We start from the raw sequence: 13,520 nt of genomic DNA, 5'->3' as shown, positions 1-13,520 counted from the left end.
AATGACTAATGACTAATGACTAATGACTAATGACTAATGACTAATGACTAATGACTAATGACTGCTGACTAATGACTAATGAGTAAATCCGAACCCACCACATCGAGACAATTAATCTTAGTAACTGGGCCGGCCCGAAGCGGCAAAAGTGAATGGGCCGAAACTCTGGCTGCGGGTTCTGGAAAACAAGTAATCTATGTGGCTACCGGTCAGGTTGATGAAACCGATTTGGAGTGGCTTCGTCGCCTCGATCAGCACCGAAATCGCCGTCCAGTTGATTGGGCAACTCTAGAAGTGCCGATCGAATTATCGGCAGTTGTGCAAGCCAGCAAGCCCTCAGATTGCTTGTTGATTGATTCCCTGGGAACTTGGACGGCAAATCTTTTGGAACAAGAAGCGGCTGTTTGGGCGACTACGCAGCAAGATTTGCTAGCCTGTTTGAAGTCGGCGGCGGCTGATGTAATTTTGGTAGGGGAAGAAACCGGATGGGGCGTTGTGCCTGCTTATCCGGCGGGGCGGCTGTTTCGCGATCGCCTCGGCACTCTGGTACGCCACATCGGGGCGATCGCCGATACTGTTTACCTCGCCACCGGAGGTTACGCTTTGGATCTAAGGGCTCTGGGTACCCCGCTGCCGCCCGTAGCGAAAAATTAACAGCCGAAGTCGCGATCGACAAGAGAGAAAATATATCGGTTTCCCGAACGACAATTTTAACTGAAAATCAGGTAGAATTTTCATTAAGTAAGATTGAAAATTCAAGACTCACATAAATTAGTCAAAAAACATACTCAGTAGGGGGACAGCTCAACAATTTGACTGACATGAGGAATAGCCAAATTTTGAAATTATGTAAAAGATAAAATGTCTCTTAAGAAAGAGTAGGAATTTCCAATTAAAAGTCTAAACTAATCAATTAGTTGAAGGGTTGACTAAAAGTTATGGCATCAGATAGTGAAGTAAGAAAATATATTGCTTACTGGTTTCAGTTAGGCAAAAAAGTATTAATTCGCAACGGTTCCGAAGCGCTGCAGCCCAAATTGGTAAATGGGGGCGATCGCTACAGCCAGGAATTTGAAGACTGCTGGCAAAAAATCATCTCCCGCGACAGCGGAGACTGTTACCTCGAAGGCACAAACGAAACAATTGCCCAACTGCTGACACCAGCTTGGGAAATCAGTCCCTGCGCGCGCTGCGCTATGCCCGTAGTGTTCAAACAAACCGGAATGCCCCCGGAGTTCTGTCCCTGTAACGACTTACCGAACTGGCCCGATACCGAAATGCCCCAACCTCGATCGCCCGTCAGCAGCCAATCGCAACTATCAGGCCTTCGCGATCGACTCCAAAGATCCAGCGGGGAGTAAGTATATATAAGAAGGAAGAAGGGTCTTCTTCCTTAAATTGTTACAATATATTTACAATGCTTCACACTAGGTCTGATTTATGAATGTCAAGACAGTATCGCCAGCCTCCCCGCCAACTTATGTAAATTCAGGGACTCAGGCTGTACTCGGCAATCTCCAAGATGCAAATACAATTCCCCTGCAAGCAGTACCAGTATCACTAGAGACGGAGGTCGCCACTCCCGAACCGCTCAAATCAGCCAGAGACATAGCTTTCGAGTTAGCCGGAGATGCTGTTCGGTACGATCCAGTGGCGATCGCAGCCCTGTACCGAAATCGACCCCTACAAGTCTGGGGAAGGCTGTCGAGCGTTGTTTGGACATTTTTTAGCTTTGCCTTCAGTGTGTGGTTCGACGGCAAAACAGGTCGTACCGCCACCAACGAAAAGCGTCGCGCCGTCCGACTGCGGGAAATTCTCGGCCAACTCGGTCCAGCTTTCATCAAAATCGGACAAGCACTCTCAACACGGCCCGACTTAGTACCGCCAGTATATTTAGAAGAACTAACAACGCTGCAAGACCAATTGCCAGCATTTCCCAACGAAGTAGCATATCAATTCATCCAAGAAGAATTGGGAGCCCACCCCAAAGACATCTACGCAGAAATCAGCCCCGATCCGATCGCCGCAGCATCTCTCGGACAAGTCTACAAAGGCAAACTAAAAACCGGAGAAACAGTCGCAATCAAAGTCCAGCGACCAGGTTTAGCCGAAAACATCGGCTTAGATATCTACATCCTGCGGCGTCTTGCAGTTTGGGCACAAAACAACTTCAAAATAATTCGCAGTGACCTCGCAGCCATTATGGACGAATTGGGCGAGCGCATTTACGAAGAAATGGACTACACCCACGAAGGTCAAAATGCCGAACGGTTTGCCCAACTATACGGCCACATCAAAGACATTTATGTTCCCAGCATCTACTGGGAATATACCCGCCGCCGCGTCTTAACAATGGAGTGGATCACCGGCATCAAACTCACGAATTTAGAAGCAGTTAAAGCTCAAGGAATCGACGCTCCTTACTTAATTGAAGTGGGGGTGCAGTGTTCTCTCCGACAACTTCTAGAACACGGTTTCTTTCACGCCGACCCGCATCCCGGCAATCTTTTGGCAACTCTTGACGGTCAATTAGCTTATCTCGATTTCGGAATGATGAGCGAAGTTAAACCTTATCAACGATACGGCTTGTTAGAAGCTGTGGTGCATTTGGTGAATCGCGACTTTGAAGGTTTGGCCAAAGATTATGTCAAGTTAGAGTTTTTAACACCAGACACGGATTTGACGCCAATTATTCCGGCCTTAGCTAGCGTATTTAACAATGCTTTGGGTGCTAGCGTTGCCGAACTCAATTTCAAAAGCATTACTGACGAACTTTCGGCAGTGATGTACGAATATCCTTTTCGGGTTCCAGCTTACTATGCTTTGATTATTCGATCGCTCGTTACGTTAGAAGGGATTGCCATTAATGTCGATCCAGAATTCAAAGTGCTCAGCAAAGCTTATCCTTACGTTGCAAAACGGCTGTTGAGCGACCCCGCACCGGAATTGAGAGCATCCCTGCAAGATTTGCTGTTCAAACAAGGCGAATTCCGCTGGAACCGCTTAGAAAACTTGCTCAACAATGCCCGCGAGAGTGACGACTACGATGTCAGCAAAATCTTGAACCAAGCTTTAGAATATTTATTTTCCGAAAGAGGAGATTTCATTCGCGATCGTATTGTCCTGGAATTAGTCAAAAGTCTCGACACACTTTCGAGCAATGCTTTTGCTAACGCCAAAGCAGTCGTCGGCGAATGGTTTGGAGTCAAGGCAAATCAACCTGTGGTTTCACAAACAGAAAAAAACAATCTAGAACACATCAAACGGATTTGGGATATTTTGCAATCAACTCCGGGTTTTGACGGGACGAAAGTATTGCAGCTACTTCCGCAGTTGTTGGTGAAACCAGAAGTGCAGAATATGGGGCAGAAAGTAGTCGGCGGTTTAGCTCAAAGAGCCGTTGCTAGGGTTATTCGCGAGTTTTTGCTTTCGCAGGAACCGGAGGCGATTCCCGTGAATGGAAGCTATGCTAAAACTTCGCCTCAGTTGTCTTTACCTGCGGCGAAGTAGTTAGATGGGGAGTTTTTGACCGCAGATATTAGCAGATAAACACAGATGAACGCAGATGAAATTTCGTCTGCGTTCATCATATTAAGCTGCTGCTTTAGCTGCTGGTAAAGGTTCAATTTCTTCGGGTTTGGCGTGACGGCGGGGGTCATCAAAATCCCAAGCAAATAGCCAATCGGGGTCAGCGTTACCGCACCCGATCGAATATATTTGGCTGTGTTTGAAATGCTTGAAAAACTCCTGACACTTTTCATCGGTCATTAACGATTCTTCTAGCGGTAAGTCGTGAATTAGGGCGTACAAATCAAATTCGTTTCGCTCTGGATTCCATTGATATCGCAATTCAGGAGTGTAACCCAGTTCTAGCAGTTTTGCCAATGCTTCATCAGGGTTTTTATAGTTGTCTAAGTGAACGCGGTTCAGGGAAACAACTACTTGTACATGGTGGTACTTTGCGGGTGTTAATCGATATTCGGTCATCGGTTTTTCCTTTTTTTTTCGTCACATTTGGATTCTTTAACGGCTGATATTAGCAGATGAACACTGATAAACGCAGATGGAATTTTTAAGATGCTAGAGGAATCCAAGAACTATTGAAGTTAACAATCTCATCGCTGACGCACCCAACCAACTGTGCGTCAGAACTCGACTTTTTATGGTGACTGAAAATCTCGCAACTGACGCACCCTACAACTTGCTGAAGGCGCGATCGACATTAATCAAGCCACAAAAGTAGCAAATGCAGATTTCTCTCACCCAAAGTTTTGGGCTGGATTCACAATAATTGGCAGTCCTTGGTAATAGGCGATATCTGCAGGGAAACGGCACAGCGCCGTGTCGGGTGCGATATCTGTAGGGAAACAACACGGCCCGGTGTCCGGCGCCCAGAGTATCCCTGACCGAAAGCATCCAGGATACAAGCCCCCGGATTCAATCCTTCGCAGACTCAGGACCCAGAAATAAAAAACCTGTATCCGATAAAGGGGCCCCCGAATTTATCCGTGGGGTCAATGCTTCAATTCTAAAATCTAAAATCTAAAATCTAAAATCTAAAATCTAAAATCGATTGACTACTATCTTTTTATGTCATAAATTTGCTATGAATAGCAAAACTAAACACTAGCGGGGCAAAACCTGTGGGCAAGTTTGATAAAATATTCAATTCAGAAGACCAATCCGAAGCAAGCTTGACTTTAGAAGAATCCGTAGCAGCGGTAGCATTTGTTGCAGCAGAGGCAAATTCCCCTGATACGGATGCTGATATCTTAGAAAGCATACTTTGGGAATCAGAAATCTTTGCTGAATACTCGGAAGATGATATGTCAGCAATGTTTCAAAGACTCGCCGGTATTGTTGCCCAAGACGGTTTAGGAGCATTATTTAATACTGCTGGGGCATCTATGCCAGATGAGTTAGTGTTGGATACTTTTGCAATAACCGCAGCAATGTTTGTCGGAGATGGCGAAATCTCTGAGAAGCACCAGGCTTTTCTTCAGGAATTCCAGGAAGCATTAGGTGTGGAAGACGAGGAAGCTGCAGAAATTATTGAGGATGTAATTGCTGCTTACTCGGAAGTAGAGGGCGAAGAGTCGGATTTCGATGCGGCATGGTACGTATCTCCTGAAGGCAATTTTAGCGTTCCCATTCCCGTTGACGAGGAACGAGGCGGTAAAATTGATGAGCAAGAAGGCTGTGTCGCATTTTCAGACGACTTTGGCGTTTTGCTGAAAATTGATTATTTCCCTGTTGTTGGTGAAGTTGAAGAAACAATCGAGTCGGTTGGCGAGGAAGGTTATCTCAAGTCTTTTCTCGACAATTTTGTTTCTCAGGCAATTCTTGCTAATGTTCCCAATTCTAAGTTACTCCACGCAGAATATTTAGAAGATGAAGAAGCTTATTTCGTGGTTTTAGATTTGCCTGGGGGTGCAACTATCAGGGTGCAAGAAAACGATGGCCCTCTGACTCGGTTGGATGCTTACCGGGGACTTATGGCTTTTATTGCTGACGATTTTTGCTACACGGTAAGCTGTCAGCGAATTTATCAGGAGGGGGATGAATTGGGTTCCCTGGAGTCTGAAGTTGAGGGAATTATGAACAAGATTTTTGAGTTTATTGAGACAATTGAATTCGGGCCGATCGAATAAAGAGGACTTGTTTAGACGGGCTAAAAACCTGGTTTCTTTCTAAATGTCTCGCTGCTCAACCCTATATTTTCAGAGAAACCGGGTTTTTTTTTTGTCAACCATTCTCAGAATATGAGATCGTGTCCGGTCGATCGACCAAAATCCAACTGGTTGGTAGTCAGGACTTGAGTTTTCATTACTTGCCCGATCGCGCTTAATTTACCGCACTGCTAGATATTAGAGGTTTTTTACCATAAAAGAGTGCGATCGACAACAGGCTTTTTTGACCAGTTCTCGATCGCACTTCCAGATACATTCAGTCAACCACAGTCGAGAGGCAGCAGCAATTAGCCGCCATTTTCGACTAATTAGTAGTCTGAGCTTCCACCAATCTTTGCTTGAGTTCTTCCAGAGCACTCGCCCAGCGCGGATCTGGCTGCACCGAGCCCGAATCAGCGCTCGACACCGTTGTTGCTGACTGATTGCGGCGAGACTTGTTGTTGTCACCCCGACGGCGATTGCTTTTGCTGGAACCGCCTCCACCTTGGGTAGGAGGAGCCGACGAGCGCTGCTGTTGCTGCGGCGCAGGCACAGGCATAGGGACAGACGCCGATGCCGACACCAACTGCGGTGACTGCGGCGACTGCTGCTGATCTTCATCGCCCTTCTCAGATTTACCCTTAGAGCGGGGCAATGCCTTCTCTATTTTCAGCGGGTTTTCTTTGAACATCAAGCCGTTATATTTCTCAATAACTTGGTCGGCTTGTTCGTCGGTTAGCACCGTCACAAAACCAAATCCTCGGCATTTTCCAGTTTTGCGGTCTGTAATTACCTTGGTGGTAACAGATTCACCCTCCGGTGCAAAAACTTCTTGCAATTCTTGGCGATCGAGTTCCTTGGGTAGATTGCCAACATAAAGACGAATAGACATGAAAAATTCCTCCCGACTTGGATTTTAATTAATTTGCTCGAACAGAATTACCTGAAGTCAACTGAATATTGACTTCAGGCAAACACCACATAACCCGAGAATTGGCGCATTCCTCCCACCAACCTTGACAGCTCCCCCCACCTTTTAGAACAAAAAGATGATTTACTCTGATAAGGCCGGAACTTAACCGCCGATGCAGAGAGCTTTTAAATCTCAGGTTGTTGTGTAAACTTTTAGTCATCACTCAAATGTTTAGGCTATTGGCTATTCTGTATTACTTGCTTCCGGTTTTGATTCAGAATGTTTATAGCCAGCGCCGTCTAGAAATTTATGTCCAAGGATGTCAATTGTAAGCGATCGGAATGCCAGTATTCAGTTTAATACAGTGATGGATAAAATGGCTAACATTTTTTCAGCCAGTAATCTTACCTCGCTCCTAATGCTGAGAACTACTCACTTACCTGGTATCCCTTAAATCAGGCCCGGCAGAGTCCGAGCATTCTTTAAAGGTATCACAGCCTTGGTAACAGAGCTAGTTATTTAGGAAGATTTCAGTCTGAATTTAACGGAAACCACATCTGAATCACTTTTGAGAATTCATCCGGCACAACAAAAATAGCGATCGAAAAAAACAGCCGACAAGCGGCTGGCTGTACTTGCTGTGTTGGGATGTTGACAATTTTTACGCAATGCCTTAAGGGATTTTAGCCAACTGAAGTTATCGCGCTATTTGGTTCAATCCAATTCCTGTAAATAAATGTAACATACTGCGGGCAAAAAAGCAACTTTTCTTTACGAAAGAAGAGGCAAGTTCGGCAACGGATTTTGTAACGGATGTAACGGATGTAACGGATGTAACGGATGTAACGGATGTAACGGATAGACTGTAGGGTGCGTAGGGAGCAACTCCAGAATCCGATCGCCAATCCCCTGTTTAACTCAACACCGATCGAGGATGCGCGTTGTTGGCGACTCACCTGAGATGTTGCACCTTTCTCAATAAGCTTTTTATGAACAGGCAAGATGCCTGTTCCACAAAGAGTGAATTTTCTTGTGGAACAGGCATCTTGCCTGTTCTTGAGAAAGGTGCAAGATGTGAGATTCACGCCACAATCCGATCGCTATTCCTCACCTTGGGCCCTGGATAATGATGTATGCGCCCCAAAAAGCAGCAGCAAAAGCCAAAATCGCAGACCAAATCGGATGTCCGCTGTCACTCACCCTCCCTCCTTGACTGCGGAGACTTTCAAGGTCGATCGCCACAGTAGCACCCCGGCGCAGCCAACCAGTCGCCACAACAGATGTTCCGATCAAATCGCTAGGGCGAGTAGTCTCTTTGAACAAAAATGGCCACAAAGAGCCAATGTAGCCAAACCTCGAAACATAGTGCAACCTCACCAACCCTGTCGCCGTTTGCAAAATCAAATCTTGTCCCAGCCAATTACTCATACCCGATCGACCCAAAAGTTGCCCTTCCAGCCGCACCGGTTCAGCATCCAGCGGCAAACTATCGGGATTTGACAAAATTTCCGGCAAACTCGGCGAAGCGGTTTCTCGCGGTATAATATCCGGGAAGAAATAATTGATCCGCATCAAAGTACCGATAGAAAACCCGATCGGCAAACAGCCCCAAAGAATAGATCGATCGCCCCAAAGCCAATCCAACTGCCAAATACTCGTCCTCGAAAAAATCCCCCCAATCAGCCAAAGCACCCCGACTATCGCCAAACTCATCGGAATTCCAAAAAACGGCGCACCCTGTAAAAATAGTTTTGAGTCTTTAAATTCGACTATTGACTTAAACAGAGATAATTTTCCTTTGCGGGGTTGTTCTTGCACTCCCGCGTCTACCAAATCTAACTCTGTCTCTAGCTTCCAGAATTGAGCATAAAGAGCCAACAGCTTCAAACGCTCTCCCAGCAAAGGATGCGCGCGGTTAACCGTCAACCAATTGCGTTCCTGATTGCTGACATCCCACAGCAAAATCTGTTCTAGTGGCGCGTGTAATGCAGCAGAACCAAGGCTTACAGCTTGTCCAACGCCTACAGGTAACAATAGATCGAAACTTTCCAGGAAAAAGCTAGTTTGTTTTTGCTGTTCGATATTATCAGCAATGCCGATCGCAATTTTAGCCAATGCCCGCGTCAAACCGTTAGGATTACCTGTAATTTCTGCAGCAGTGCGATCGCTAAAATACACTCTGCGGCGCGACACCCACAACATCGGCCAGCGCAACAACTTATAAATCCCGTAACTAATAGCAGAAATTGCAGCGGCCACAAATTTGACAGCAGAACGCAAAAACTCGATCGTCATTAAATCACACAACCGCTCTTGCCAGTGCGCCACCTGCCAATAAATCAAGTAAGGAATCTGAATCACCAACAGCGCCAGCGACATCGGCGCAAAATCCCAGTGAGAAATGTGCCCCAACTCCCGCGCGAAAATAGTAGCAATTTCATCATCCGTCAACTGTTCCAACAGCCCCCGACTCACAGCAATCCGAGCAAAACGGGGCAAACAGCCGTAACTGAAAGCTACAGGAACATTCAGCGGCAAGAGTTTCAGCACCGGCACCGGCATATTTTGCTTCGTACAATAACTTCGCAGTACCCGACCAGCTTCCTTGCTGTGCTTCGATAAAACTGACCCGCGCAGAGTTTCGATGCCGCAAAACAGTTTCAGCAGCGCGTCTATCAGCCACGGAGACGAGGCCAAAAGCAATCCAAAAACCATCTGAACAAACGGAGTTGGATCGCGGTAAAAAAGCTGAATCGGCGCGAAAATAGGCAGTCTAGTGAATATGTAAAGCTGAACCAACAAAGAATTAGTGTTTGTCAGCAGGAATTGCAGGACAAACCGGGCGAGGAAAAATAGGGCGATCGCACTTGCAACGGCTTCCACCCGAAACTCCAGCAACTTCAGCGGTTTGAGGGGGCGCGGGCTTTTGGCGCGCCCGGTGTCGCGCCAAGTGAGTTGGTAAGTATCTGGGCTGGCGACTCCGGGGATATCTGTTGGGGAACCGGAACTATTTTCGTCGCTAATTTCTGCGGTTTCGGGTGCGGTTTCTGTAGGGGCGGTGCCCCCGTGCCCGCCCTCTGATGTCGGGCCCCCGTGCCCGCCCTCTGATGTCGGGCGAATCGGCGGTGTGGGGGGTGGAGGTGGCGGGTAAATATGTTGCGATTTGGCGTTTCCTGGTTCTCCAACCGGCTCTAAAGGTAAAAATCCTGTTTTTTTGTCTACGGTAGGTCGATCGCCCTCAATCGATTTTTTCGCCGATTTTGTTCCGGCATCAAAGGCGACAAAGCCTGTTTCGGGGGGAGTTTCTGCGGATTTAGGTTTATTTTCCGGTGGTTTTGGGGGGCGAGGGGGGGTTAATTCTGTTAAAACGCGATCGGCCCAAGTTTTGACTTGAGGGTTGGGACTTTTGGCGAGGGAAGAGCACAGGGCGATCGCCTTTTTGACATTACCGGTTGCTTTGTACGCAGCCACTAACCCCATCTGCGCGCGGATTCCCGACGACCCATTGGCGGCGGTTTGGGTAACTGATTCTAAAAGGGCGATCGCGGTGGGGTAATCCTGCTGTTTCAAAGCTGCTAGCCCAGCCTCTAGAGACTGTTTTGCAGATGAATCCGCCGGATTTGGATTAGTGGGAGGTGCCATGACTGTGCTTTCGCTAGCGTCCTTTCTAAGATAGCTTGGCTGGTCGATCGATAGCTGTTCTAACACAGCTCTATTTCTCTGTCACCATTTGTTGCAGTTTCTTCGGCGGTTGAAACCGCTTAATAGTCAAACTTTTGGCAACTCCCAGCGGGCGATCGTTGCGATCGGGCAGGAGTTTAAACCCCTCCCTCAAAGCTAAAGTCTTCGCTATGAGGACTGAAGAATTCTGCTAAATCCGGGTTAAATACTTCCTCTATCTCTTAGTCTCTTAGAGAGAAACGAAAGTTTGTGGAGACGAGATTTCAATCACCGAGCCCATCTAATTTTTGCTTATAATTAAATTAACACCTCACCTGCACATTTATGCCAATTGACGACGAAGATTTTGAAAGCGAATCTATTAGCGACGATCGCCAATTGCAACTATTCACAGACAGGCACGAATTTACCCGCCGATTTGCCTTTTATTTAAACGAAGACCCGCCCCGCGAACAAATTTTGTATTTTTACGGCGATGGAGGCAACGGCAAGTCATTGCTGCTTAAACACTTGCAGGTTAACTGCTGCAAAAGATTTTCGCCGCAGGTTTGGCAACAATTGCGCGCACTCCCAGAATCAAAAGCCGCCGAAGTTGCTAATTTTGTCCGCCACGCTGAACCTAAAACCTACACTCCCATACCCGTAGTCAGGCACGATTTCGGATTGATACCGATTAAAGAAGATAAACCGCAAGATAGATTTTACGGCTTGCTGATGCTGCGGCGGAATCTGGCAGAAGCAGCAAAGAGATATAAATTTAAGTTTCCCAATTATGATTTTGCTTGCTTTTGGTATTTGCTGAACAAAGGCGAGTCAAACGCAACTCTAGAACAACTTTTTCCCAATGATGTCATGGAATTGTTGACACCTGTAGTTGAAACTTTTGCAGAATTTCCGGTGGTGGCGCAAGCTGTAGCGGTGCTGAAAGGCATAGATAAATTGGGCGGGATTAAGCGGGCGATGAAATTAATTCAAAATCGCCTCGGTGTCAGCGACGACAAGGCAGAGGAAATTCGCCGCCAAGATATTGATACTGAGTTAATCGACTGTTTGCCGAAATTGTTTGCAGGTGATTTGAATGCGGCAATGGCTGGGAAACACAAACCAGAACGCCTCGTGATGCTGTTCGATACTCACGAGAAATTCTGGGATGAAAAACGCAATTCTCAAGGCGCAACTTTTTGGTATCAAGATGAGTGGTTTCGGCGGTTGCTGAGGGCGATCGATTTCAAAGTGGGGATTGTGGTTGCGGTGGCGGGGCGAGATTGTCCTGTCACACAACTGCGGTGGCCGAATGCGTCGAAGTTTCCGATTCCCGAAGATTATATAGATGCACAATTGGTTTGGCATTTGTCTCCCGCCGATGCTAGGGATTACCTGCACAAAGTGGAGATTGACAAGGCTGATTTGGCAGATGCTGTCATTAGATATGCCAGCGTCAATCCTGATGAGAGTTGGGAGAATTTGCAGGTACATCCGTTTTATTTGGGTTTATGCGCGGATGTGGTGCTGGCAGAAAGAAAGCGGGGAATTGAGTTGCTGTCGTCGGATTTTGCGCGGGTTCCGAGGTTGGAAAATAAGACTGCGGAGTTAACGGATCGGTTGCTGAGTTATGTAGATCGCGAAGTACGATCGGCGGTGCATTCGCTGAGTGCTTGTCGCGCTTTTGATGAGGATTTGTACATAAAATTGGGAGGCGGTTGTCACTTCCAGGCAAGTAGTGCAAATTTTGAGATTTTGACGAGTTTTTCCTTTGTGTGGAAAGATCCGCAGCGGGGTGAAAAGTGGTATCGAATTCACGATTTATTGCGGCGCTTGGATGCGGAGAGGGATAACCAGAAAACTCGCAGAGCTCATGAAGTTTTAGAGGGCTATTACCGGGAATTGGGGAAGGCGGCTGAGGCAATTTATCATGCTAATCGCTTGGATTGGAAACGGGGTGTAGATGAATGGAAAAAGGTGTTTAAGGAAGCGTCGCAGCTAAGTCGTTACAGGGAATGCGAGTCGCTGCTGGAAGTTAGAGGTGAGTTGTGGATTAAAAGTGATTTTAGGCTTGGTATAATTTCACAATCGGAGGGAGATTACTATGCTCACTTGGCTAGATATGCAGAGGCCAAACAGGAATATTTAGAGGCAGTTGCAGCTTACGATCGCGAACGCGAACTCATCCTAACTCCCGATGATGAAACTACGCTCAACAACAAAGGGATTGCGCTGGGATGTCTGGGTAAGTTACAAGCAGATCTAAGTGAATTTGAGGCGGCAAAACAGTCTTACTCAGAGGCGATAGCAGCCTTGAATTCTGCTTTACTTATTGCACCAGATTCTATCGCTGCTCTCAACAACAAAGGGAGTGCGCTGCAAAGTCTGGGTTATTTGCAAGCAGGGCTAAGTGAATTTGAGGTGGCAAAACTATCTTACTCAGAGGCGATCGCTGCCTTTAATTCTGCTTTACTAATTGCACCGGATTATATCGATGCTCTCAACAACAAAGGGATTGCGCTGCAAACTCTGGGTGATTTGCAAGCAGGGCTAAGTGAATTTGAGGATGCAAAACAGTCTTACTCAGATGCGATCGCTGCCTTGAATTCTGGTTTACTTATTGCACCGGATTATATCTTAGCTATCAACAGCAAAGGGAATGCGCTGCAATGTCTGGGTGATTTGCAAGCAAGGCTAAGTGAATTTGAGGATGCAAAACAGTCTTACTCAGAGGCGATCGCAGCCTTGAATTCTGCTTTACTTATTGCACCGGATTCTATCTTAGCTCTCAACAACAAAGGGAATGCGCTGCAAAGACTGGGCGATTTGCAAGCAAGGCTAAGTGAATTTGAGGATGCAAAACAGTCTTACTCAGAGGGGATCGCAGCCTTGAATTCTGCTTTACTTATTGCACCAGATTATATCTTAGCTCTCAACAACAAAGGGATTGCGCTGCAAAGTCTGGGTGATTTGCAAGCAGGCCTAAGTGAATTTGAGGCGGCAAAACAGTCTTACTCAGAGGCGATCGCTGCCTTGAATTCTACTTTACTAATTGCACGGGATTCTATCGATGCTCTCAACAACAAAGGAAATGCGCTGCAAAGACTGGGTGATTTGCAAGCAAGGCTAAGTGAATTTGAGGCGGCAAAACAGTCTTACTCAGAGGGGATCGCAGCCTTTAATTCTGCTTTAGTAATTGCACCGGATTCTATCGATGCTCTCAACAACAAAGGGATTGCGCTGAAAAGACGGGGTGATTTGCAAGCAAGGCTAAG

The 13,520-nt window shown here is 46.7% G+C and carries 9 protein-coding genes; 5 read left to right on the top strand and 4 right to left on the bottom strand.

Features of this window, described 5'->3' with window-relative positions; genetic code table 11:
* Positions 1-78 precede the first annotated feature (78 nt).
* The 3 genes from cobU to QUB04_RS28685 all read left to right on the top strand — a co-directional run bounded on the left by cobU (position 79) and on the right by QUB04_RS28685 (position 3,510).
* Positions 79-654 (top strand): bifunctional adenosylcobinamide kinase/adenosylcobinamide-phosphate guanylyltransferase, encoded by a 576-nt coding sequence (gene cobU / locus QUB04_RS28695; RefSeq protein WP_333289764.1) that lies wholly within the window; start codon positions 79-81, stop codon positions 652-654.
* 284 nt (positions 655-938) lie between these two features.
* Positions 939-1,361: a hypothetical protein gene (locus tag QUB04_RS28690; RefSeq protein WP_333289762.1), complete on the top strand. Its 423-nt coding sequence runs from the start codon at positions 939-941 to the stop codon at positions 1,359-1,361.
* Between the two features lie 79 nt (positions 1,362-1,440).
* On the top strand, positions 1,441-3,510 hold the full coding sequence (locus tag QUB04_RS28685; protein WP_333289760.1) for an AarF/ABC1/UbiB kinase family protein: 2,070 nt from the start codon (positions 1,441-1,443) through the stop codon (positions 3,508-3,510).
* An 81-nt stretch (positions 3,511-3,591) separates the two neighbouring features.
* On the opposite strand, the gene QUB04_RS28680 is transcribed toward QUB04_RS28685, so the two are convergent.
* A complete protein-coding gene (locus QUB04_RS28680) occupies positions 3,592-3,987 on the bottom strand; it encodes a hypothetical protein (RefSeq protein ID WP_333289758.1) in 396 nt (131 codons plus the stop codon).
* Positions 3,988-4,643: 656 nt separating this feature from the next.
* On the opposite strand from QUB04_RS28680, the gene QUB04_RS28675 reads away from it, so the two are divergent.
* Complete coding sequence (locus QUB04_RS28675; RefSeq protein WP_333289756.1) at positions 4,644-5,651, top strand: tellurite resistance TerB family protein; 1,008 nt, start codon at positions 4,644-4,646, stop codon at positions 5,649-5,651.
* A 343-nt stretch (positions 5,652-5,994) separates the two neighbouring features.
* Here QUB04_RS28675 and QUB04_RS28670 read toward each other — a convergent pair whose 3' ends face one another.
* The 3 genes from QUB04_RS28670 to QUB04_RS28660 form a co-directional block, all read right to left on the bottom strand.
* Positions 5,995-6,561 (bottom strand): RNA-binding protein, encoded by a 567-nt coding sequence (locus QUB04_RS28670; protein ID WP_333289754.1) that lies wholly within the window; start codon positions 6,559-6,561, stop codon positions 5,995-5,997.
* Between the two features lie 1,128 nt (positions 6,562-7,689).
* Positions 7,690-10,290 (bottom strand): zinc metalloprotease HtpX, encoded by a 2,601-nt coding sequence (locus QUB04_RS28665; RefSeq protein WP_333289752.1) that lies wholly within the window; start codon positions 10,288-10,290, stop codon positions 7,690-7,692.
* A 4-nt stretch (positions 10,291-10,294) separates the two neighbouring features.
* Positions 10,295-10,417 (bottom strand): hypothetical protein, encoded by a 123-nt coding sequence (locus QUB04_RS28660; RefSeq protein WP_333289750.1) that lies wholly within the window; start codon positions 10,415-10,417, stop codon positions 10,295-10,297.
* Positions 10,418-10,587: 170 nt separating this feature from the next.
* Here QUB04_RS28660 and QUB04_RS28655 point away from each other — a divergent pair.
* Positions 10,588-13,520, top strand: a 2,933-nt coding sequence (locus QUB04_RS28655) for a hypothetical protein (protein ID WP_333289747.1), incomplete at its 3' end; no start/stop codon positions are given.

It is taken from the genome of Microcoleus sp. D2_18a_B4 (assembly GCF_036702475.1).
Lineage (GTDB): Bacteria > Cyanobacteriota > Cyanobacteriia > Cyanobacteriales > Microcoleaceae > Microcoleus.
This window is presented reverse-complemented; position numbering and strand designations above follow the sequence as displayed.